The sequence below is a fragment of the Pseudarthrobacter naphthalenicus genome, from assembly GCF_029076445.1.
Lineage (GTDB): Bacteria > Actinomycetota > Actinomycetes > Actinomycetales > Micrococcaceae > Arthrobacter > Arthrobacter naphthalenicus.
The window spans coordinates 38,474-59,877 of record NZ_JARESG010000022.1 but is presented as its reverse complement, the minus strand read 5'-3'; the positions used below and the strand labels follow the sequence as shown (position 1 = coordinate 59,877).

The following is a 21,404-nucleotide window of genomic DNA, read 5'->3' as shown; positions in this document are numbered from 1 at the left end:
GGAGTCTGGGCCGTGTCTCAGTCCCAGTGTGGCCGGTCACCCTCTCAGGCCGGCTACCCGTCGTCGCCTTGGTAAGCCATTACCTCACCAACAAGCTGATAGGCCGCGAGTCCATCCAAAACCACAATAAAGCTTTCCACCCCCCACCATGCGATGAGGAGTCATATCCGGTATTAGACCCAGTTTCCCAGGCTTATCCCAGAGTCAAGGGCAGGTTACTCACGTGTTACTCACCCGTTCGCCACTAATCCCCGATGCAAGCACCGGATCATCGTTCGACTTGCATGTGTTAAGCACGCCGCCAGCGTTCATCCTGAGCCAGGATCAAACTCTCCGTTGAAGTAAAACAAAAACAGAAAACAACCAACACCCCCGGAAATAACGGAAGAAGAAGGCTGCAAAAATTTGAAACCAGCTGTAAAAACCAGACCCAATCCACGGGGTGGACAGGCCTGGCCAATTCAACCAATTCAATACAATAAATTGGTATCAACAAACTTGGCACACTATTGAGTTCTCAAACAACAGACACACCCGGCACCACCACCAGCACTAAACAGCCGTGGATCGCTCCGGAGCAACTTTTCAAACTTACCCGGTCTCAACCCCCGACGCAAATCCATTTTCCAGGACCCGCACCGGCAGAAAACACCGTCCCCCCGCCACTTTCCAGCGCCCTAAAAGAACAACCAGATCATGGCCTTGAATGTGGGGGGTTTGGCCGCCCGCGGTAACCAGCTACTCGCTGTTCCCCTCGCGGCGACTTAGAAAACAATACACCCAGTGACGCCTTGCCGCAAATCCATCCCGGATGGGGCCCCGTTCCCCGCGATTCCGGGGAACATACGGCCAATGGGCACTCAGGATGAGTCCCGCCGTCGTACATTCCTTCTGTACGCTGCAACACAGGTGCGGATCTGGACCATCCTCATCAATGCCCCGTGGCGTTTAAATGCAGAAGGGCCGGCAACCAATTGGTTGCCGGCCCTTCTCAAGCTGCTGGAATCAGCGGTGCTGAATTACCAGGAAGACTTGGTGATGCCCGGGAGCTCACCGCGGTGAGCCATGTCGCGGAAGCGAACACGGGAGATACCGAATTTCTGGAAGGTACCGCGGGGACGGCCGTCGATGATGTCGCGGTTACGCAGACGGATCGGGGAGGCGTTGCGGGGCAGCTTCTGCAGGCCGAGGCGTGCAGCTTCGCGTGCCTCGTCGGTTGAGTTGGGGTCAACCAGGGCCTTCTTCAGTTCGAGGCGCTTGGCAGCGTAACGCTCAACGATGACCTTGCGCTGCTCGTTGCGAGCAATCTTGGACTTCTTAGCCATGGTTTAGCGCTCCTCTCGGAATTCGACGTGCTGGCGGATCTTGGGGTCGTACTTCTTCAGAACCATGCGGTCCGGATCGTTACGACGGTTCTTACGGGTTACATAGGTGTAACCCGTGCCCGCGGTCGACTTGAGCTTGATGATCGGACGTACGTCCTTGTCCTTAGCCACTAGAGCTTCACCCCACGAGCCAGGATAGAGGCGACGACTGCGTCGATGCCGCGTACGTCGATGGTCTTGATGCCACGCGCAGAAACCTGCAGCGTGACGTTACGCCGCAGGGACGGAACCCAGTAGCGCTTCTTCTGAATGTTCGGATCGAACCGACGCTTGTTGCGGCGGTGCGAGTGCGAAATGCTGTGCCCAAAGCCCGGCTCGGCTCCGGTCACTTGGCAGTGTGCTGCCATGACTTCTCCTCAAGAATTGAAAGTAATGATCCGCATATCTGCTGCAGGATCATGCGTCTAAGAGCGACCCAAAGTGATCAGGGTGAACGGTTAGTCACGCAACTTGAGCCCCTAACTACCGGCTACCCTGGAGAATTTACCGGGCCACCGGAGCAATTGCGCACGCTCCGCGCACTTAGCGCCTACCAAGTCTACGAGTTGAGGCAATTAAAGACCAATCCGGCGGACAACGGTGTATAAGGGCCAACAAATGGTCACAGCCGCAGGTTGGTCCTTTTCACAGCAGGGACATAGCTTCGCCAAGCATCTTGGATACATGAACACACAGCTCCTGCCGGCGACTCCGGCCGCAAGCAGCTCCGGCCGCCCGGAGCTTTCACCACCATCAGCGAAGAGGCCCGCCCCCGGCTGGTTTGCCCGCCAGTACCGGCAACGCATGCTTCGGACAGACCTCCTGACCGTCATTGCCTGGGTCTCCGTCGCCGCCGCAATTGCCCTCTGGCTTGCCGACGGCGGGGCCGCCCAGATCACCTCCCCCGCCTCCCTGTTCACGGCGGCGGGGATCGTGGCCGGGCTGGCGGGCATGGACCTGGTCCTGCTCATGCTCCTCCTGGCCGCGAGGATTCCCTTCATTGACCGCACCATCGGTCACGACCGCGCCTTGGAGTTCCACGGGAAGCTGGGAAAACCATCCCTGTACCTGCTTCTGGCACACGGCCTCCTGATCGCGGTCGGGTACGGCATGGACGAAGGGCTGGATCCGGTCACCGAGTCCATCAACCTGTGGGTGCAGGTCCCGGACATGTGGCTGGCGTTCGTCTCCATGGCGCTGTCCATCGCCGTCGTCGTGACCTCCCTGGTGGCTGTCCGGCGTCGTTTTCCCTACGAGTTTTGGTACGTTGTGCACCTGCTGACCTATGCCGCGGTGGCAACGTCACTGCCTCACCAGTTCAGCGTGGGCGGCCTCTTCGCGGCGGGCACCTGGCAGCGATGGTACTGGCTGGCCATCTGCATCTACACGGGCACGGCCCTGGTGTACTTCCGGGTACTGGAGCCGGTGCTTGCCTCGGCACGGCACCAGTTGTCAGTGGCCCGCGTGGAGGCCGTGGCGCCGGGCGTGGTGAACATCGTCATGAAGGGCCGGAAGCTGGAACAGCTGGCCGGCACGGGCGGACGCTTCTTCATCTGGCGCTTCCTGGCCACGGGAATGTGGTGGCATCCCCACCCGTTCAGCCTGTCCGCCGAACCCGTCTTCAATGGCCCGGAAGGCCAGGGGACGCTGCGGGTCACCGTGCGGAACCTTGGCGACGGGTCCGCCCAACTCCTGCGGCTGCGGAAGGGGACCAAGGTTGCGCTGGAGGGTCCGTACGGGCTGCTCAGCACGGCTGCCAGGACCAGGAACAAGGTGGTGATGATCGGTGCCGGCATCGGCATAACGCCGCTGCGCGCACTGCTCGAAACCACGCCGTTTGCTCCGGGTGAGGCGACCGTCCTGCTCCGCGGCCACACCGACCAGGAGCTCTACCTGGGCAGCGAAATCCTCGACCTCTGCCAGGCCCGGGGGGTCCGGCTCTTCCATCTCACCGGCCCGAGGGCCCACGGCCACTCCACCTGGCTCCCCGAGGAAGCCGTGCGAAACGGCTTCAGCCTCACCTCCTATGTGCCGGACATCGCGGATGCGGACGTCTACGTCTGCGGCCCGGCGGCGTGGGCGGCCAACGTCATAGCGGATGCCGGTAAAGCCGGCGTCCCCGATGAACAGATCCATCACGAAAGGTTTGACTGGTGAAAATACGCGGAACAGTCGCAGCGGCCCTGGCCTCCGCCGGGATCCTCCTGGCGGGATGGCAAACAGGCACCCAGGCAGGCGGCATCAGCACCGTCGCGTCAAGTACGACGGCGGCAGGCACCACGGGTTCGACGGGTACCGGTTCGTCCGGGTCGGGTTCGTCCGGGTCGTCCGGTTCCTCAAGCGCTTCCGGTTCGACCGGAACCTCCGCCTCCGGCACGTATAAGGGAACCGCCGTGCAGACCCGGTTCGGTCCCGTGCAGGTCCAGATCACGGTAGCCAACGGGAAGATCACGGATGTCACCGCCCTCCAGCTGACCAACACCGACGGCAAGTCGATCCAGATCAGCAACCGCGCGGCGCCCCTGCTCCGGAGCAAGGTCCTCGCGGCGCAGTCGGCGGATGTTCAGACCGTCAGCGGCGCCACCATCACCAGCGACGCGTACCTGACCTCAGTCCAGGCGGCAATTGATGCAGCCCACCTCTAACCCCCTGGACGCCGCAGCCGGCGGCGTCGTCCTGAAGGCCCGCACCTTTGAATGCATGGGCACGGTCATCGGGCTGACGCTGCCGATCGACTCCCCCGCGGAAGGGCAGCCAGGGCTCGAGGAGCTCGCTGCCGCCACCGCCGTCGTCGAACGCCTTTTCGGGGACCTGGACGAAAGATTCAGTCTTTACCGCGTGGATTCCGAAGCGGCCAGGCTGGCCCGGGGCGAACTGACGCTGCGCGGCGCCTCAACCGAGATGCGCGAGCGGTATGCCGAGGCGCACGAATGGCGGCTGCGGACGCACGGGGCTTTCTCGCCGGAACGGCCCGACGGCGTGCTGGACCTTTCCGGGCTCATCAAGGCCCAGGCAATCCGGGAGGCGGGGACGTCCCTGCTGGCGCTCGGGCGCACGGACTGGTGCCTCAATGCCGGCGGCGACGTCCTGGTCAGCGGCTCGCCCCGCCCGGGCAGCGGCGAGCCCTGGAAAGCCGGCATCGTGGACCCGGCGGACCGCCAAAGCCTGCTTACCGGCTACGCGCTGGGTGGCAGCAGCCGGCACAGCGCCGTCGCCACCTCCGGCTCTGCGGAACGCGGGGAGCACATCTGGCGGGTGGGAAGCAGCGCCGACTTTGTCCAGGCCACCGTGGCCGCCGCGGACATCACCACCGCCGACGTCCTGGCCACCGCGATCGTGGCCGGCGGCATGCCCATGCTGGACCGGGCCACCGATGGCTGGGACGTCGCCGTGTTGGCCGTCGCCCCGGACGGGGAGCTGCTGGGGACGCCGGACTTCCGCCGCTAGAGCTTCCGGGCCCGGTTCAGAGGTGCGTGAGCCGGCCGTATTTGGGAGCCAGTCCGTCGCCGGAGGACTTCCCGGTGACACGGCGGACCACCCACGGCCCGGCAAATTCGCGGACCCAGCGGGCGTTGGCGCGGATCGCTTCGGCCCTGCTGAGTTCGGGGACGGGGGTCATGGGCGGGACGTCGATGGAGTGCTCGTGTTCGAGGACCGTCAGGACGCGCCTGGCCATGTTGGCGTGGCCTGCGGCGGACATGTGCATCCGGTCCTTCGCCCACATGCCCCAGTCGTAGTACTCGCTGAAGCGCCAGTAATCGACCAGGAGGGCGCCGTGGTCACCCGCGATGCCGCGCACCAGCTCGTTATAGATCGCAGTGCGCCCGCGCATGGCGCTGAACACCTTGGAACCGCGTGCATCGAAGCCGGTGAACATCACCACGGTGGCTCCGGTGGCGGTCAGCTTGCGGATGCCGGCGTCGTACTCAGTGAGCAGATCGTCGATGTCGATCCTGGGCCGCAGAATGTCGTTGGCCCCTGCATAAATGGTTACCAGGGTGGGCTTAAGCTCGACGGCGGCGTCCACCTGCTCTGCCATGATCTGGCGGAGCTTCCTGCCGCGGATGGCGAGGTTGGCGTAGCCGAAGGCGGGATCCGCCGCGCCCAGCTGCTCAGCCACGCGGTCGGCCCAGCCCCGGACTCCGTTAGGACGGGTGGCGTCATCATCACCGACTCCTTCAGTGAAGGAATCACCAAGGGCTACGTACCGGGCCGAAAAATCCATAGCGCCAGTCTGTCATCCGTTGCCGCGAGCAACCAAGAATCAGCTTTCGCGGAGGATCCAGTGGTCATCGTCGAGCCGGGCCACAATTTTCTCCCCGATGCGGGCCAAATCATTAACGTCGCGGTCCGTCAGCGCATCCAGGAACTTTGTCCGGACTGCCTCTACGTGCCCCGGGGCGAGGTTCACCAAAGTGGCCATCCCGTCGTCGGACAGGTGCGCTGTGGTCACCCGCGCGTCACGCGGGTGCGGACGCCGCTCCAGCCAGCCGCGCTTTTCCAGTTTCGACACCACATGCGAGAGCCGGGACAGCGACGAACTGGTCCGGGCTGCCAGCTCACTCATGGGAAGAAAATGCCCTTCGGCCTCCGAAAGCATCGCCATGACGTTGTAGTCGAACAGGGATACCTTGCCGGCAGTGTGGAGCTGACTGTCCAGGGCGGCGGGGAGAAGGGTGTTGATACTCAGGATCGCCAGCCAGGCACGGCGTTCGTCGGCGTTCAGCCAGCGCGGTTCGGTCATGACTCCATTCTAGGAGGACAAACTCTTGACAGTTCAAGTGCCGGGTCCGCGCGCCGGTAGGCTGGGCCTATGTTTGTTGTGTCGCTCACCTACAAAGTGCCCGAAGACATCGTTGACTATCACCGCCCCGCGCATATGGCCTGGGTCAAAGAAGCGTTCGACGACGGCGTGTTCCTTGCGTCCGGACGCCTGGTTCCGGCGGTGGGCGGTGTGCTGTTGTCCAAGGCCAGCCGCGCCACCCTTGATGCAGCCCTGGCCAGGGACCCGTTCTACAGCAACGGGGTGGCCGAGTTCGAGGTCATCGAGTTCACGGCCACCACCGTGGCCGAGGGCTACGAAAACCTGCTGGACACCTAAGCCCCTGTGGCCTTGGCGCGGTTCTCCGCCACCTTCTTCAGGCCACGCTTCCGCGGTACCCTGACCGGTTCGGGCCAGCGCGCCGCCAGTGAGTCCCCCAGCGTGATGCCCCTGATCTTGCGGCCAAAGAGCGGCACCACCCAGTCATTGACCCAGCGCCGCTGCTGCTGCTCCCACTCGCGCAGGCTAAGCCGGGGCAGCGGCTCCCATTCCTTGGGCTGAATCTTGTGCGGCACGCCGAGCTGGTCCAAGACCTGCCCCGCGAGGTATTTGTGGCCCGCCTTGGACATGTGGAGCCGGTCCGAGTCCCACATCCGCTGGTCATGGAACGCATCCAGGCACCAGTAATCCACCAGCACGGCGCCGTACTGGGCCGCGATTTCCCGGACCCGCTGGTTGTAGACGGTGTTCCGCTTCTTCAGCAGCTCCAGCACGGCCGAAACCTTGACGTCAAAACCCGTGAACAGGACCAGCGTTGCCCCGCTCCCGGCAAGCCGTGCCACCAGCTTTTCGTAGTCATCCATCAGGACAGCCATGTCAGTGCCGATGTCCAGGATGTCGTTTCCGCCGGCGTACAGGGTGATCAAGGCGGGCTTCATGGCGAGCGCCGGCTCCAGCTGTTCGCTCACCACGTGGCGCAGCCGTTTACTCCGAATGGCCAGGTTGGCGTATTCCCAGCCCGGGTTAGCCTTTGCCAGCTTCTCAGCCACCCGGTCAGCCCACCCGCGCACCCCGTTGGGCAGCCGTTCATCCCGGTCCCCGACGCCCTCTGTGAAGGAATCCCCCAAGGCAACAAAAACGCGCCGGCCGCTCGAAGGAAGCAAAGATTCAGCGCACACCCCACCACCGTAGCCGTCGAAAGCAAAGCCGACGTTAACACCGGGCAACAGGCGTGGGGTGCGAGAGGGTTGCCAAAAACCCCACATTAAGTGAGAGAGCGTCTGGAAGGGGTGGAGGGGAGGCATCCGGCAGCGTGCGTCTAAGCGAGGAACGAGCGAGCACGCCGAGGATGCCTCCCCTCCACCCTTGAGCGGTCAACCCTCCGCTTTCCCGTGGCGCCAGTAGCCCATGAACGCGACCTGTTTCCGGTCGATGCCGACGTCCCGCACGAGGTACCGGCGCATGTCCTTGATGACGGCGGCCTCGCCGGCGATCCAGGCGTAGAAGGGCATGGCACCCGCCGGCATGTCCGGGTTCCTGCTGGCCTCGAGCACCGCTGCCTCCATCCGCGCCGGAGTCTCCCAGAGGATGTCCAGGTCCACGTTGACGTCCTCGGGCTCGGGGCCCCCACCGCCGCTGGCCGCCTTGATGCCTACCCAACCGGGTACCGGCACGGCCTGACGCACGGCGTGCTGCAGCAACTCGCCGTGCTGGCGGGAGCGGCCGATGCCGGCCCCGCGGGCGAGCCAGGTGATGTCGACGGCGGCATCGGTCTTCAGGTCGAGGAAGTCACCGGCCTCGGGAACCTCCAGGAAGGCATGGCCGCTCATGTAGGACGGCAGGCTTTCGAGGATGGCGGAGATGGCGGGAACGGCTGTCTCGTCACCGGCGAGCAGGACCCGTTGGGCCAGGCCCGGACGCCACTCGATGCCGCCGTAGGTTTCGGCCGTGCGGCACTGCGCGGCCCGGTTGTTGGGTCCGATGATGGTGAGGGCGTCGCCGGGCCGGGCGTTCTGAGCCCAGTTGGCGGCGGGCCCGTTGACGGTGTCCAAGTACCCGCCTGCGTCGGAGTGCATCACGAAGTCGACGTCGATTTCCGGGTAGACGCCGTCCAGGCGTTCGCTGCGCACGGTGTAGGTGCGCATGGAGCCGCGCACGGCGGGGTCCATCGCGAGCCATTCCTGGTACCAGCCGGAGGCGTTCATGGTGAAGGTGGGCAGCGGGATCTGCCGCCCGTCGCCGTCGAGCGAGGGAATCATCAGCTTGATCCGCAGGTCCAGGGTGTCCCCGGAGACGCCGAAGTCGCGCAGCGAGTAACCGCCGAAGGTGATGCGGCGGAAGGTGGGGCTCAGCTCCTGGACAGAGGAAACGGTGACCTCGAACGCAAGGGTCATGGGCTCGGTGGCGGCGATCTCTCGGGTCTTCATGAAACGAGCTCCAGTTCGTTGGCAGTGGCGTGGTGGCGGCCGATGGGAATGATCAGTGGCGTTCCCGAAATGGGGTCCGGAATGACCCTGGACTCGAGTCCGAAGACGTCCAAAACCATTTTTTCGGTGACAACTTTTGTGGGGGCGCCGAGGGCCACGATTGCCCCGGCTTTCATGGCGATGACGTGGTCCGCGTAGCGTGCCGCGAGGTTCAGGTCGTGCAGCACGATGGCCACGGTGGTGCCGCGTTTGCGGTTCAGGTCCGTGACCAGGTCCAGGACTTCCACCTGATGGGCCAGATCAAGGTAGGTGGTGGGTTCGTCCAGCAGGAGCACATCGGTTTCCTGGGCCAGGGCCATGGCGATCCAGACGCGCTGCCGCTGGCCGCCGGACAGTTCGTCCACGTTGCGGTCAGCGAGTTCCAGCGTTTCCGTCGCCTCAAGCGCGCGCTGCACCGCGGCGTCGTCCTTTTCTCCCCAGCTCCGGAAGAAGCCCTGGTGCGGGTACCGCCCGCGCCCCACCAGATCGCGGACCGTTATGCCGTCCGGGGCGGTGGGGTGCTGCGGGAGGAGGCCCAGGGTGCGGGCCAGTTCGCGGGCCGGGCGGACGTGGATGTCCTTGCCGTCCAGTGTCACTACGCCGGCGGCGGGCTTGAGGAGCCGGGACAGGCCGCGGAGGAGTGTGGACTTTCCGCAGGCGTTGGCACCGACGATCATGGTCACCTTGCCCTCGGGAATTTCTGCCGTGAGCCCGTCCACCACGCAGCGCTGGTCGTACTTCAGCGTGAGGTCGTGTGCGCTGAGAACTGCCATGTCAGGCATCCTTTCGGTTGGCCGTGACCAGGAGCCACAGCAGGAAGGGGGCACCGAGCGCGCCGGTGATGACGCCGACGGGCAGCACGGTGCCGTCCAGCAGCAAGGGAGCGATGTTGGCGGCAAAATAGTCGGCCGTCAGGACAATCAGCGCGCCCACAAAAGCCGACGCCGGCAGGCTGGCTTTGTTGACGAAGCGCCGCGCGATGGGACCGGCGACGAAGGCGACGAACGCTACCGGGCCGGCTGCCGCCGTCGCCACCGCTGCCAGTGACACCGCGGTGACCACCACGGCAAGCCGCGTGAACCCGACCCGAATGCCCAGTCCGGCAGCGGCGTCGTCGCCGAGTTCCAGGATGCGCAGCGGGCCGGCGAGTGCGCTGACCGCCGGGATGAGCACCAAAAGTACAAGGGAGAGCGTGGCGGCACGGTCCCAGTTGGCGGAGTTGAGGGAGCCGTTGAGCCAGACGAGCGCGTCGGCGGCGGTGCGGATGTCGGCCCGGGTCATCAGGAAGCTGACCACGGCGTGCAGGGCGGCAGCGATGCCTACCCCGGCCAGGATCAGGCGGTTGCCGGCAGCACTCCCCCCATTTCCGCCGCCTGAGCCGAGGGATCCGCCGCGGGAAATGGCGTAGATGACGGCGGCCACGCCGAGCGCTCCGATGAGGGCAGCGCCGGAGACCGCCGCCCCGGAGGCGCCGAAGACCACGATGGCCGTGACGGCCGCGGCGCTGGCGCCATAGCTGATGCCGATCACGTCCGGGCTGGCCAGCGGGTTGCGAAGCATGGTTTGGAACAGTCCGCCGGCCAGGCCGAACGCTGCCCCGATCAGGGTGCCCACTACCGCGCGCGGGAGTTTGTTTTCCATCACGATGAAGCTGGCGCCGGGAATTCTTTCACCGCCGGTCAGGTGCGCGGCGAGGATTCTGAAGAAGTCCGGGATGGTCACGGTGTAACTGCCGAGCAGGACGTACACGGCGAACATCAGGACGACGGCGAAACCCAGGATAGCGGTCCGGTTCACCCCGCGAGCGGGCAGATAACGCCAATGTTTGGGCTGCGGATTGGCGTGAAGTGCGCTCTCGGGGTGGATCGGGGCGATTATCCTCACAGTCCCACCCCCTTCCCGCGACGGATCAGCCAGACGAAGACAGGCGCGCCCACCAGCGCGGTCATAATTCCGGCCGGGACCTCCCCCGGAAGCAGCACCACCCGGCCGATGATGTCGGCGCCGAGCAGCAGCGCCGGGGCCAGGACCAGAGAGAACGGGAGGATCCAGCGGTAGTCCGGACCGGTGAGGAAGCGGACAGCGTGCGGTATGACCAGCCCAACAAAGCCGATGGGCCCGGCCAGAGCCGTCGCGGAGCCGCACAACAGCACAATGCCCAAAGCCGTGACGCCCCGTGCCAGTCCCACGCGGTGGCCGAGACCGCGAGCGATGTCATCCCCCAGCGCCAGGCTGTTGAGGATGCGGCCGGTGCAGAGGACAATGATGGCCCCCACTGCCAGGAACGGGAGGCCGGGAAGCACCACGGACCAGTCGCGGCCGGCGATCCCGCCCACCTGCCAGAACCTGAACCGGTCCAGGGTGTCCTGGCTTGAGACGAGGATGATGTTCATGAGCGAGAACAGACCGGCGCTCAGGGCCGCGCCGGCGAGGGCGAGCTTGACCGGCGTCGCGCCGTCCCTGCCCAGCGAGGCGATGACGTAAACCACGACGGCGGCCACTGCGGCGCCCACGAAAGCGAACCAGATGTAGCCGGTCAGGGATGAAACTCCGAAGACATAGATGCCGGTGACCACAGCCAGCGCCGCGCCTGCGTTAACGCCCATGATGCCCGGATCGGCCAGCGGATTACGGGCCACACCCTGCATGGCGGCGCCCGCCAGGCCGAGTGCACCGCCGGCAAGCAGTCCCAGGACGGTGCGCGGGATGCGGGCGTGCACCACCGCGTGGTCCCCGTTGGCGGTATCGAACTGGGTGAGTGCCTGCCACACGGTGGCAAGCGGAAGGCCGCGGGCCCCGATGGCCAGGGAAGCGGCTGCCAGCAGAGCCAGTACGACGACGGCGGCCAGCAGCCACGCTGCTGGCCCACCTCTCGCGCGGCTCCCGGAACGGGAGTGGCCGCCGGAAGGACGCCCAGAGGTGAGATATCGGCGCTCTGGGGGTACCAAAGCGCCGAGATCCCGCCCCTCGGCGCGTGCCGCCGTCGTACTTTTCGTCATGAAATGGTGCCTACTTCGTCGCGCCGGCGGCTGCGTCCGCGGCGGTGGCGAGTTGCGGCAGGAACGTGTCCAGCGCCCAGGGCAGGCTCAACGGCGAGGACGCGGAGATGGCCAGCACCAGGCTCTTGTCCGCATCGGCAACGAATGCGCCATGCTTGACCGCCGGGATCTGGCCCAGCAGCGGGTCGCTTTTGACGGCCTCGCCGGCGGCGGTGTCCTCCACCGAGCTCAGGAAGATATCGGACTCCAGTTCGTTGGCCTTTTCGGCGGACCAGGGTACAAAGAATTCCTTGGAGCCGGCGGAGGCCTTTTCGGCGACCGGGGCGAGCGTCATACCAATCGCAGATAGGAACCTCGGACGGTTGTCGTTGGCGGTGTAAAAGCCTGTGGCCGTTGGATCTGCGGGATTTGCGTAGCCGTAGATGAAGCTCTTGCCGGCGATTTGCGGGTACTTGGCAGCTTCGTTCTTCACTGTGGCTTCGGTGGCCGAAATCAGTTTGGTGGCCTCGGCGTCCTTGCCCAGCGCCTTGCCGATGATGGCGGTGGAGTCCTGCCAGGACGTCCCGTAGGCAACCTCGGGGTGGACCACAACCGGGGCGATCTCACTGAGCTTCCGGTAGTCCTCTTCACTCAGCCCGGAGTACGCGGCGAGGATGACGTCCGGGGTCAGCTTGGCGATCTCGGTGAAGTTGATGCCGTCGGCCTCCGAGTACTGAACCGGCGCCTTGGCCGTGCCGAATCCGGCGCCAAGTTCCTTGAGCGCGGCGTCCTTCCACGGCGTGGAGCCCTGTTCGTTGCCGCCCCATTCGTTCTTGGGCACACCCACGGGTACAACGCCGAGGGCGATGGCCACATCGTCATTGACCCAGGAGACGGTGGCCACGCGTGTGGGCCGTTCCTTGATGGTGGTCTCGCCGAAGACGTGCTTGATGGTGACAGGGAACTGGGAGCTGCTGGAGGTTCCGGCGTCGGGCGTACTCGCCGCGGGACCCGCGGCAGGACCTGTGGAGCAGGCCGAAAGGCTGAGTGCCGCTGCTGCCAGCACCGCAGAGGCCTTGCCGGCTGTTTTGAACAGGGTCCGGCGTGTGGCGCTGGGGCCACGGAAGAGGGGGGAAGTCACGAAACTCCTTAGGTCAGTGAAGCAAACCTAAGTAAGGCTAGCCTACCCTCATGGCAATTACGAAAGCTTTGCCTTGCGTAATTACTCATGTGACGAAGAAAACGCGCCCCGCAGATTGCGACTCGGGGGTGAACGGTGGTTCACTGGTGGAAGGGTAAACGCCCGTTCACCGCCTCGCGTGGATTGCTGGCCGCGTTCCCGCCCCGGCTTCCCACGCCCCGCTCCCTTCGAAAGCAGCAGATGCCCCGTACCACCGCCGCCCGTCCCCAACGCAGCCCAGCGCCGTCGCTCATCACCGCAGTCCTGGCGCTCAGCGGCACGGTGGTATCACTGATGCAGACGCTGGTGGTCCCGCTGCTTCCGGATTTCCCCCGCATCCTGGGCGTAACCGCCGACGACGCCTCCTGGCTCGTGACTGCGACGCTGCTCTCGAGCGCGGTGGCAACACCGATCGTGTCCCGCAGCGCGGACATGTACGGCAAGCGCAAGATGATGGTGATCTGCCTGGCCATCATGGTGACGGGCTCCGTCATCGCCGGCGTTGGCGGGTCCTTCCTGTGGCTCATCATCGGACGGGCCCTCCAGGGGTTCTCCTCAGCGCTGATTCCCGTGGGCATCAGCATCATGCGGGACGAATTGCCGAAGGAAAAGATGGGATCGGCGGTTGCCCTGATGAGCGCCACCCTCGGCATCGGCAGTGCCTTGGGCTTGCCGCTGGCCGGCGTGCTGTACGAGGGCCTCGGCTGGGCGTCCATTTTCTGGGTCTCCGCCGCGGCCGGCACGCTGCTGCTCCTGGCCGTCGTGCTGGTGGTCCCAGAATCGAAGGTCCGTACGCCGGGGCGCTTCGATTACGCCGGGGCCGTGGTGTTGTCCGGTGCGCTGGCGGCCCTCCTGCTGGCCATCTCCAAGGGCGGTTCGTGGGGCTGGGGCTCGGAACCGGTCCTGCTGCTGTTCCTGAGCGCCGTGGTGCTGCTGGCCATGTGGGTGCCCTACGAACTCAAGGTCAGCCATCCGATGGTTGACCTGCGGACTTCCGCCCGCCGCCCGGTGCTGATGACCAACGTGGCCTCCCTGCTGATCGGGTTCGCCATGTTCGCGAACATGCTGCTCACGACGCAACAGCTTCAACTGCCCGCGTCCACCGGCTATGGCTTCCAGCTGAGCGTCATCACAGCCGGGCTGTGCATGGTCCCGTCCGGACTCGCCATGGTGATCTTCGCACCCGTTTCCGGCCGCCTGATCCGCGTTTTTGGCGGCAAGACCGCGCTGATTGCCGGTGCCGCCGTGATGATTGCCGGCTACGTGGGCCGCGTGTTCTTCTACGACTCCATCGCGTCAGTCATCATCGGTTCCACCGTGGTCAGCATCGGAACGGCCATCGCCTACGCGGCCATGCCCACCCTGATCATGGGCGTGGTTCCCATCACCGAGACGGCGTCCGCCAACGGACTGAACAGCCTGGTCAGGTCCATCGGCACCTCGACGTCGAGCGCCGCCGTCGCAGCCGTCCTCACCTCCGTGACCCTCACGGTGGGCGCCGCCCACCTTCCCTCGTTCGATGCGTTCAAGGACGTTTTCTGGATGGCAGCCCTGGCCTCGGCGGGATCCATCCTTGCCGCGGTGTTCATCCCGCGGCTGGCGGCACCCCGCCCGGCGGTGCCCGTGGGCGCGGTCAGCGAACTCGTGGTCCAAGGGCGCGTACTGGCAGCGGACCACCGCCCCCTCACGCCCGCCGTCGTCACCGTTCTGCGGACCGGCGGCGAGCCGGTGGACTGGAGCCGGGTGGACGCGGAAGGCAACTATTCGGTGGCGCTGCCCGGTGCCGGGAAATACCTCGTTGTGGCCAATGCGGGCGGCTGGGCGCCTTTGGCGCAGGTCTTCGACTTCGACGGCCGCACCCTCCAGCACAACTTCCTCCTGGCGAAGCGCCTGGAACTCAGCGGCACTGTCAGTGTTGGCGGCCGCGCAGTCCCGGGTGCCGTGGTGACGCTGCTGCAGGCGACGGGCGAGCACGTGGCAACCACGCACACCGGCAACGACGGCACGTACGCTTTTCCGTTGCCGCCGGCCGGGCGCTACGTTGTCAGCATGCTGCATCCGGTGACCCACCAGGCGCTGGCCGGCAAACTGGCCGTGGACAGCCGTTCCGTCACCCTGGACCTCGCCGCGCCGCTTTCAGAGGAAAACACGGACGAACCGGTGCGGGCATGAGCAGCCCGAGCCATGACACCATCCTGCAGTCCGCCAGGCGCCTCTTCGGTGAACGCGGATACCGGGGTGTGACAGTCCGGGACATCGCTGCCGACGCCGGCATCTCGGCGGCCCTGGTCATGAAGCTGTTCCGCTCCAAGGAAAAACTCTTCGCCGCGGCCCAACCGGACGAATCGCTCCTCACCGACCTGGACGTCCCGACGTCGGAACTTGGCCGTGCGCTGGTGTTCCGGGTCCTGATGCGCCGGGAGCGCGGCGTGCAGGAGCCGTGGGCCATGATCCCGTTCGCCATCCAGGACGCCCCGGACCCCGACGCTGCCCGCGCCGAGATCCGCGAACGCTACCTCGCCGCCGTCGCCCGCGCCATGGGCGACACGTCGCCCGATCGGCGTGCGGCCGCGACGGTGATCGCCCTGATGACCGGGTTCGGCGAGACGCTCCGCACGCTGGGCCTGTTCGATCACTGGGGGTTTGACGAGCTCGTGGCGCACTTCGGGCCCATCATCCAAGCCCAGATCGACGCGGCGCCCCCACCCCCTGGAAACCCTCTCTCACTTAATGCGTGAAATTTCCCAACGCTCCATCACTTAATGCGCCTTCTGGGCGACGCTCTCTCACTCTCTTCAAGAAAGTGAGAGAGGGATGGTCAAAAATCCACATTAAGTGAGAGAGCGTCCTGGGTGGCGGCAGGGTTAGCGGAGGACGATGTCCACCGGGTTGGCCTCGGACCGCCATTCGCCCTCCGCGTCGGGGCGGCGCCGGATCACCGGCGCCGTCAACACCCCGGAGCGGTTGGTTCGTTTGTCGCGGAGGATTTCCGTGACGGAACCCAGGTGCCGAGACAGGTCGATCACGTTTTCCGGGGCGGCCAGCAGCAGCTGGAAGCCGAACTCGTGCAGGGCCTTGATGCCCGCGCCGGCGAACTCTTCCGAGGCCAGCACGAAGGCCTCGTCCATCATTACCGTGCCGTACGTGGTGAAGCCCTGCTCGGCGATACCCAGCTGGTAGCTCAGCGCGGCGGCCATGATGAATGCGGTGAACCGCTGCCGCTCGCCGCCGGACATGGACCCGGTATCGGCATGCATGTAAACGTCGGTGCGCTTGCCGGTCTTCCGGTGTTCCTTGCACTGGATGAACAGGTGGCCGCGGACGTCCAGGACCTCCGCGCGCCAGCGCCGGTCCTCGGGCGTGGCCGATCCGAGCCGCTTGACCAGTGTTTCCAAGGTTTTGTAGCGGGCGGTGAGCTCGGCGTCGTCGTCCGTTTCCGCTCCTGAAGCCGCAGCACCGCGGACCGGCCGTGTGTGCCGGGCCTTCAGCGCGTTCTGGATGGCGTCCTTGAACTGTTTCGCCGTGGCCGGAAGCGTCTGCTTGATGTCGAGTTCCAGGAAGCTGCCCTCATGGAAGTTGACCTCGGACAGGATGCCGTTCAGGGGCAGGATGCGGCTGGTGATGGAGCGCCGTTCCTCGTCCAGCAGATGCAGCAGGGTACTGAAGGATTCGTGCGTTCGCTGGTTGAAGAACTGCCGGAATTCGCTCTCCTGCGCGGGCAGGCCGTCGCTGACAATCGCGTGGTAGCGGGCCTCGAACTCGCCGGCCGCGCCGATGGACGTGCCGTGATCGGCGGAGATGGCCGAGCCCCACTCGCGCACGAAGCCCTCGAAGATGCGGGTCAGCCGCTCCGACGTGGCCTGCCCGCGCGTCTCGGCCGTGTGCAGTTCCCCCAGCAGGGCGGTCCGGACGCGGTTGGCCAGGTTGTCCAGTTCATGCATCTCGCTGACGTCCCCGAAGTCCGCGAAGTGCGGCTCCAGCGCGGAGACGGTAGCGTCCGACGGCGGCGCCTGGGCCAGGCGGGCCCGCGCGGCTTCCAGCAACGAATCTGCAGCGCTCAGCTGGCGGTCCAGTGCCTTGTATTCGCTTTGCAGGACGGCCGCGGCCTCGGTGCTCGCCTGGTGTTTCTGCCGCGCCGTTTCGATGTTGGTCCGCAGCGGTTCCAGGTCCGCCTGGGCTGCCAGTGCGTCCTTGAGCCGCTGTTCAATCCTGGTGAGTTCCTCGGCAGCCACGGCAGCGGACACCTGTTCCCAGGGCCGGTGGTCCTCGGCGATGCGGCGGAGGGCGTCGAGCTGCCGACTCATGCCCTGATGGGACTCTTCGCGGCTCTGGGCCAGTTCGGCGGCCTTGGCCAGTTCCTGCTGCAGGTCCGCCACCTGGGCAGCCACGAGTTCGAGCTTGGCGGCGTTGTCGAACCCGAGCACGTAGTCCTGGCGGCCGGTGAAACGGTCGTCCTTTTCCACCGTGTGGCGGTTGCGCTTGACCACCCCGCCCAGGCTCAGGCCCTTGTCCAGCTTCGCCAGCTCGTCAGGGTCCTCGACACACGGGTACGCGAAATCGAGGGCGATCCGCTCGCGGATCCACTCCCCGGCGTCGGCCACCGCGCCGCTGGCGAGGATATCCAGCTTGGTGAGCAGGTCGCCGTCGCGCACGTCCTCCACGGCCAGGGCACCGCCTGCGAGCGGTTTGGACACGTCCACGGCACGCACCGCGCCGCGCACCTTGTGGTCGTTGAGGTAGCGGGTCACCGCGGCGAAATGTTCGCCGGGGACCAGCAGCGTGGTAGCCAGATTGCGGAGCGCGCGCTCGGCGGCCGGCCGCCAGTGTTCCTGCCCCTCGGCAAGGTCCATCAGCTCGCCCCCGAACGGCATCCGGTCCTCGGGGACGCCGGTGGCCGCCGCGATCGCCGCCCGGTTTTCAATGCTCGACGGCGGCAGCAGGGACTTGCGCGTCTTCAGCGAGAGGAGCTCCTGCTGGGCAGCCGCGAACTCGCGTTTTTTGGTGGCGTGGCCGTCGAAGGCCTCGAACCGGAGGTCCTGCAACGCCTGGGAATCGTCCTTGAGCTCAGCGGCACGGGCGGCCGCCTGCTCGTGGGCCTGCTCCCAGCCCTCGGCCGACCAGTCAAGCTGCAGGCCGGCGTCGGACAGGGCGGTGCGCGCGGCTTCCTCCACCTGTTCGCGGAGCCGCAGGCCAACCCTGGCGTTCTCCAATGACTGTTCGATCGCGGAGATCGCGTTGCCGCCCTGGTTGTTGTAGTCGGCCTCGAGCTCCCGGAGCTCTTTGGCGAGCCCGTCACGGACCGTGCGTTCGGCGCCCAGTTCCCTGGCTTTGGCCTGGGCCAGCTCCTTGAAGCGGGCCAGGGTCTTCTGGTGCACGGTGACCGCGAGCTGCTGCTTGTAGGCCTCGAACTCCTCGCCGGCCAGCTCACGGAGCCGGTTGGCGTCCAGCAGCGACTGTGCGTATTCCTTATTCAGGCCCGGCACAGGGGCCAGCTGGTCGCGTTGCTGGCGCACGTCCTCGAGCCGCTGCCGGATGGACATCAGGTTGCTGAATTCCTCCACCACCGCGTCCGCCGCGGACAGGGTGGCCGGGGCGTCCAGGACCTGGTCGCGGAAGAAGGTGTTAACGCTGCCGCCCAGGCCCTTGCCGGCCTGGATCACGCGCAGCAGCGGCAGGGCCTGGTCCGAGCTGATCCCCAGCAGGCGGCGGAAACGCTCCGCGAAGGCCTTGTGGACGTCGAAGATCTGGGCGTCGGGGAAAACCGCTTCCAGCGCGGCCTTGGTGAAGCGTTTCTCGGCGATGTCCTCGATGGCGGGCAGGTCCAGCGGCTTGTTGTCGATCAGGTAGAAACGTCCAACGCTGGACTCCGTCCCGTTCTTGGGCACATCGAACAGTGCCGACACGGTGACACGGGTGCCCGCCGCGTTATCGAAGGTCAGCGCGACGGCGGACCAGGTGGCACCGGGGCGCTGGAACGCACTGGCCGAGCCCTCACCCACCGCCTTATCGCCCACTTTGCCGCGCATGTAGGTGAACGTGGTCCTCTTGTCCTCCACAGCCCCGCCGGCGCGCTGGGCGGCGGCCTCGTTGGAGCGCGGGCGGGCGTCAAACACGCGCAGCATGGCGTCAAAAAGCGTGGACTTGCCCACGCCGGAGTTGCCGGTCAGAAGGGTTCCGTTGCGGTCCACGTGCATGGTGTGAGCTCCGTGGAACGTGCCCCAGTTGACCACCTGGACCAAGGCGAGCCGCATCTGGCCCGGGTTCGTGAGTTCGCCCATCGGCAGCATGGTTGCGATGCTCACTTGTCGTCCTCCGTTTCGGTGGCTTCAGTCTCCGCGTCGTGGTCCAGCTCCAGCAGCGGTTCGGTGCCGGTGGGGTCTGTTGTGGCTGCTACCAGGGCTTCGATCTGGGCCGGGATGTCGCCGATGTTTTCGAACGGGAGTGCCAGGGGCAGGGCGTTGGAGATGGCGTACACGTCTTCCAAGCCGGTGGTGAGGAGGAGTTGGCGGGCCAGGAGCTTGGTGATGGCGCGGTTCACCACGTCCGAGTCGCGGAGGGCGTCCTGCTGGCCGGCGGGCTGGTAGTGGGCCACCAGATCCGCGATCTCCTCGCGGGTAATGGTGGGATCGGTCTGCGCCGTGACGTGGCGGTCCAGCAGCAGGCGCAGCCGGAGCAGCACAATGGTCTCCACCCGGCTGAGCGCCCTCTGCTGGCGCAGGATGCTGGAACGCGTGCTGCCGCCGATGGCGTCCGGGTCCACCGGGCGCAGGACAGCGATCTTGCGTTCGTGGTCCAGCTGGAGGGTCAGGAAGAGCTCGGACAGCCGGCTGCGCAGGATCAGCTGGTTATCCAGCAGTGTGGTCCACAGCTTCTCGTCCCGGCCGCCGTCCACGTAGGGGCCCTTCAGCAGCTTCACCAGCGCCTGGCGCACCTTCATCGGGAGCACGCCGGTGTCACCCGGGAAAAGCGCCGCACCGTCCACAAAGGTGTCGCGCGGGGTGAGGGCTGCCGCAATGGTCCGCTCAGCGCCCGATGCCACCCCCGCAAAGCGGGCATCCTCCTCAACGGAAGCTGCCGCCGTCGTCATGTCTTCAGTCATCATGAATCCTTCTTGAGGGTGACCACCGGCAGGTACGCCTTGCGGGTGGTGCCGTCGATCTGTTCGAAGTCCAGGCCGTCCCAGGTTTCGCGGTCGAAGGCCGCGCCTTCCTGGAGGGCATGCGCCAGGAGCGCGCGGATGGAGTTGATGTGCTGCTCGTCGGCGGGCAGCTGCGCCCAGGCCTCGGCCAGGGTGGAAGCTCCGGCGACGGCGGCACGGATGGCCTCCGGCCGGGCTTTGCCTGTCCTCGGCGAGCGCACACGGTCCGAGTCGCTGAAGGCGATGGGGTCCGCGAGCTTCGGCGGGACGGCAAACTCGTCCGGGTCATAGAGCTTGACCATGGCCAGGGATTCGAAACCGGCGTTGAACAGCACCGGCCCCCGGACCAGGCCGGCCCGTTCACGTTCGTACGGCAGGGACCTGATGGCCTGCTCCGCCTCCCGCAGGACCTTCCGGAGCCGGACGGACTGGCGGAAGTCGTCGCTCTGGACGTAGGTGTTCAGGCTTTCGCTGAGCTTGCCGTAGATGCGCTGGATCTGGCCGTGCTGGTGGCGGAGTTCGGCCACCAGGTTCTTCAGGGTCTCGCGGTCCTCGGGCGTGAGGTCATCGGCGAACTGCCTGCTCAGGACCTCGCCGATGGCCGAGCGGAACCGCATTTGCTGCTGCGGATCGTCCAGGAACGCGGTGAAGGAACGGAAGGTCCTGCCCTCGGGGCTCTGCCGGAGCCGCTTGTCCGCTTCCAGCACCTGGGCCATGGTGGCGCCCTTGCTCAGCGACTCCTCGATGATCTGGTTGCGCAATTCGCCCACCAGCTCTTCGATGCGGTCGCGCATCTTTTTGTAGTCGGCGGGCAGGCTCGCGGCGAGGTCCAGGATGTTTCCGGCGGCCTCCACGGCTTCGTCGTCATCGAGCAGACCGTCAAAATCCCCGCTGCTGATGTCCTGGATCAGCTGCTGCCGTTCCCCGATCTCTTCCTCGAGCGATTCCAGCCGGGCGCTTTGGTCCGGGTTGGTTTCGTTGGCGAGCTTCTCCACATCGCCGAGCAGGGTTCCCAGCCGGGATCCGTTCAGGGTGGACCGTTCGCTGGAGAGGCTGTCCAGGAAGGCGAGCACGCGTGCGGCAGGCTCGGTGACTTCGTAGACGATCTGCCCGGACTGGTTGCGGCGGGTCAGGAAGTTCTTGCGGGTCCATTCGTCCGCATAGTTCCTGCCGGTGGAGGTCCCGGCGGCGGCCCCGCCGGGCTCCTGGCGCCGCAACTGCTCAAGGAAGGAGTCGACGTCGGCGTGGAACTCCTCGAGCGGCAGCTGCGGGCGTGTGCGGGTGAAGGATGCCTGCAGCACCGCGATCACCCACGGTGCGGAGCGGGTGAGCGCCCAGGCGGGGCCCTTGGTGAGGAGTTCGAGGTCCCGGAGCCGGGCGCTGATCGCGTCAGCGGATGACCTGGCGGAGCGGGGCACGCACTCTCCTTCAACAGCTGGGGGTTGGTTTCGGCAGGAAAACTGCCAACTACAAGGCTAACGCAGCCGCCCGTGCAACCAACGCGGAGTCACATAACG

At 66.0% G+C, this 21,404-nt stretch carries 20 protein-coding genes and 1 rRNA gene; 6 read left to right on the top strand and 15 right to left on the bottom strand.

Annotated features, from left to right (window positions below):
- The 4 genes from PY310_RS17935 to rpmB all read right to left on the bottom strand — a co-directional run.
- A 16S ribosomal RNA gene (locus PY310_RS17935) occupies positions 1-340 on the bottom strand; the annotation flags it as partial.
- 679 nt (positions 341-1,019) lie between these two features.
- Entirely contained in the window at positions 1,020-1,325 is a 306-nt protein-coding gene (gene rpsN / locus PY310_RS17930) for a 30S ribosomal protein S14 (RefSeq protein WP_164204161.1), read from the bottom strand.
- Positions 1,326-1,328: 3 nt separating this feature from the next.
- Entirely contained in the window at positions 1,329-1,496 is a 168-nt protein-coding gene (gene rpmG, locus PY310_RS17925; protein WP_013602737.1) for a 50S ribosomal protein L33, read from the bottom strand.
- Positions 1,496-1,732 (bottom strand): 50S ribosomal protein L28, encoded by a 237-nt coding sequence (rpmB, locus tag PY310_RS17920; RefSeq protein ID WP_015938871.1) that lies wholly within the window; start codon positions 1,730-1,732, stop codon positions 1,496-1,498. Before rpmB ends, rpmG begins: the two co-directional genes overlap by 1 nt.
- A 316-nt stretch (positions 1,733-2,048) precedes the next feature.
- Between rpmB and PY310_RS17915 the strand changes: the two genes are divergently transcribed.
- From PY310_RS17915 to PY310_RS17905, 3 genes are read left to right on the top strand one after another with little or no spacing between them, the layout of a single operon-like run.
- Positions 2,049-3,521 carry a ferredoxin reductase family protein gene (locus PY310_RS17915; protein ID WP_275215819.1) on the top strand — a complete coding sequence of 491 codons (1,473 nt, stop codon included), beginning with the start codon at positions 2,049-2,051 and terminating at the stop codon, positions 3,519-3,521.
- Complete coding sequence (locus tag PY310_RS17910; RefSeq protein WP_275215818.1) at positions 3,518-4,009, top strand: FMN-binding protein; 492 nt, start codon at positions 3,518-3,520, stop codon at positions 4,007-4,009. The genes PY310_RS17915 and PY310_RS17910 overlap by 4 nt, the downstream gene beginning before the upstream one ends.
- Positions 3,993-4,811, top strand: a complete 819-nt coding sequence (locus PY310_RS17905; RefSeq protein ID WP_275215816.1) for an FAD:protein FMN transferase — start codon at positions 3,993-3,995, stop codon at positions 4,809-4,811. Before PY310_RS17910 ends, PY310_RS17905 begins: the two co-directional genes overlap by 17 nt.
- Positions 4,812-4,827: 16 nt before the next feature.
- Here PY310_RS17905 and PY310_RS17900 read toward each other — a convergent pair whose 3' ends face one another.
- Positions 4,828-5,589 carry an SGNH/GDSL hydrolase family protein gene (locus PY310_RS17900; protein WP_275215815.1) on the bottom strand — a complete coding sequence of 254 codons (762 nt, stop codon included), beginning with the start codon at positions 5,587-5,589 and terminating at the stop codon, positions 4,828-4,830.
- Positions 5,590-5,628: 39 nt separating this feature from the next.
- Positions 5,629-6,108 (bottom strand): MarR family winged helix-turn-helix transcriptional regulator, encoded by a 480-nt coding sequence (locus PY310_RS17895; protein ID WP_275215814.1) that lies wholly within the window; start codon positions 6,106-6,108, stop codon positions 5,629-5,631.
- 69 nt (positions 6,109-6,177) lie between these two features.
- Between PY310_RS17895 and PY310_RS17890 the strand changes: the two genes are divergently transcribed.
- Complete coding sequence (locus PY310_RS17890; protein WP_275215813.1) at positions 6,178-6,465, top strand: YciI family protein; 288 nt, start codon at positions 6,178-6,180, stop codon at positions 6,463-6,465.
- Here the strand turns inward: PY310_RS17890 and PY310_RS17885 are convergent.
- From PY310_RS17885 to PY310_RS17860, 6 genes are all read right to left on the bottom strand, one after another.
- Positions 6,462-7,304, bottom strand: a complete 843-nt coding sequence (locus PY310_RS17885; protein WP_275215812.1) for an SGNH/GDSL hydrolase family protein — start codon at positions 7,302-7,304, stop codon at positions 6,462-6,464. The two genes, PY310_RS17890 and PY310_RS17885, sit on opposite strands and share 4 nt — an antisense overlap.
- A 195-nt stretch (positions 7,305-7,499) precedes the next feature.
- A complete protein-coding gene (locus PY310_RS17880) occupies positions 7,500-8,552 on the bottom strand; it encodes a siderophore-interacting protein (protein WP_275215811.1) in 1,053 nt (350 codons plus the stop codon).
- Positions 8,549-9,364 (bottom strand): ABC transporter ATP-binding protein, encoded by an 816-nt coding sequence (locus PY310_RS17875; protein WP_275215810.1) that lies wholly within the window; start codon positions 9,362-9,364, stop codon positions 8,549-8,551. The genes PY310_RS17880 and PY310_RS17875 overlap by 4 nt, the downstream gene beginning before the upstream one ends.
- A 1-nt stretch (position 9,365) precedes the next feature.
- The gene (locus PY310_RS17870; RefSeq protein WP_275215826.1) at positions 9,366-10,349 is read right to left on the bottom strand and encodes a FecCD family ABC transporter permease; all 984 of its coding nucleotides are present in this window, start codon (positions 10,347-10,349) and stop codon (positions 9,366-9,368) included.
- Between the two features lie 122 nt (positions 10,350-10,471).
- On the bottom strand, positions 10,472-11,590 hold the full coding sequence (locus PY310_RS17865) for a FecCD family ABC transporter permease (protein ID WP_275215809.1): 1,119 nt from the start codon (positions 11,588-11,590) through the stop codon (positions 10,472-10,474).
- A gap of 10 nt (positions 11,591-11,600) precedes the next feature.
- On the bottom strand, positions 11,601-12,710 hold the full coding sequence (locus PY310_RS17860; protein ID WP_275215808.1) for an ABC transporter substrate-binding protein: 1,110 nt from the start codon (positions 12,708-12,710) through the stop codon (positions 11,601-11,603).
- A 240-nt stretch (positions 12,711-12,950) separates the two neighbouring features.
- On the opposite strand from PY310_RS17860, the gene PY310_RS17855 reads away from it, so the two are divergent.
- Together PY310_RS17855 and PY310_RS17850 are read left to right on the top strand one after the other, a co-directional pair.
- Complete coding sequence (locus PY310_RS17855; RefSeq protein ID WP_275215807.1) at positions 12,951-14,921, top strand: MFS transporter; 1,971 nt, start codon at positions 12,951-12,953, stop codon at positions 14,919-14,921.
- A complete protein-coding gene (locus PY310_RS17850; protein WP_275215806.1) occupies positions 14,918-15,487 on the top strand; it encodes a TetR/AcrR family transcriptional regulator in 570 nt (189 codons plus the stop codon). Before PY310_RS17855 ends, PY310_RS17850 begins: the two co-directional genes overlap by 4 nt.
- A gap of 126 nt (positions 15,488-15,613) precedes the next feature.
- Here PY310_RS17850 and PY310_RS17845 read toward each other — a convergent pair whose 3' ends face one another.
- Genes PY310_RS17845 through PY310_RS17835 form a run of 3 tightly spaced genes read right to left on the bottom strand, consistent with a single transcriptional unit; the run spans position 15,614 to position 21,305 of the window.
- Entirely contained in the window at positions 15,614-19,051 is a 3,438-nt protein-coding gene (locus PY310_RS17845; protein WP_275215805.1) for an ATP-binding protein, read from the bottom strand.
- Complete coding sequence (locus PY310_RS17840; RefSeq protein WP_275215824.1) at positions 19,048-19,848, bottom strand: DUF4194 domain-containing protein; 801 nt, start codon at positions 19,846-19,848, stop codon at positions 19,048-19,050. The genes PY310_RS17845 and PY310_RS17840 overlap by 4 nt, the downstream gene beginning before the upstream one ends.
- Positions 19,848-21,305: a DUF3375 family protein gene (locus tag PY310_RS17835; protein WP_275215804.1), complete on the bottom strand. Its 1,458-nt coding sequence runs from the start codon at positions 21,303-21,305 to the stop codon at positions 19,848-19,850. The genes PY310_RS17840 and PY310_RS17835 overlap by 1 nt, the downstream gene beginning before the upstream one ends.
- Between the last annotated feature and the right edge of the window lie 99 nt (positions 21,306-21,404).

Bases quoted from the DNA above. Each gene is read 5' to 3' on its own strand.
- PY310_RS17890 (WP_275215813.1), top strand. From the start codon at position 6,178: ATGTTTGTTGTGTCGCTCACCTACAAAGTGCCCGAAGACATCGTTGAC.
- PY310_RS17875 (WP_275215810.1), bottom strand. From the start codon at position 9,364: ATGGCAGTTCTCAGCGCACACGACCTCACGCTGAAGTACGACCAGCGC.
- PY310_RS17880 (WP_275215811.1), bottom strand. From the start codon at position 8,552: ATGAAGACCCGAGAGATCGCCGCCACCGAGCCCATGACCCTTGCGTTC.
- PY310_RS17870 (WP_275215826.1), bottom strand. From the start codon at position 10,349: ATGTTCGCCGTGTACGTCCTGCTCGGCAGTTACACCGTGACCATCCCG.
- PY310_RS17895 (WP_275215814.1), bottom strand. From the start codon at position 6,108: ATGACCGAACCGCGCTGGCTGAACGCCGACGAACGCCGTGCCTGGCTG.
- PY310_RS17840 (WP_275215824.1), bottom strand. From the start codon at position 19,848: ATGACTGAAGACATGACGACGGCGGCAGCTTCCGTTGAGGAGGATGCC.
- rpsN (WP_164204161.1), bottom strand. From the start codon at position 1,325: ATGGCTAAGAAGTCCAAGATTGCTCGCAACGAGCAGCGCAAGGTCATC.
- PY310_RS17855 (WP_275215807.1), top strand. From the start codon at position 12,951: ATGCCCCGTACCACCGCCGCCCGTCCCCAACGCAGCCCAGCGCCGTCG.
- PY310_RS17905 (WP_275215816.1), top strand. From the start codon at position 3,993: ATGCAGCCCACCTCTAACCCCCTGGACGCCGCAGCCGGCGGCGTCGTC.
- PY310_RS17850 (WP_275215806.1), top strand. From the start codon at position 14,918: ATGAGCAGCCCGAGCCATGACACCATCCTGCAGTCCGCCAGGCGCCTC.
- PY310_RS17900 (WP_275215815.1), bottom strand. From the start codon at position 5,589: ATGGATTTTTCGGCCCGGTACGTAGCCCTTGGTGATTCCTTCACTGAA.
- PY310_RS17865 (WP_275215809.1), bottom strand. From the start codon at position 11,590: ATGACGAAAAGTACGACGGCGGCACGCGCCGAGGGGCGGGATCTCGGC.
- rpmB (WP_015938871.1), bottom strand. From the start codon at position 1,732: ATGGCAGCACACTGCCAAGTGACCGGAGCCGAGCCGGGCTTTGGGCAC.
- PY310_RS17915 (WP_275215819.1), top strand. From the start codon at position 2,049: ATGAACACACAGCTCCTGCCGGCGACTCCGGCCGCAAGCAGCTCCGGC.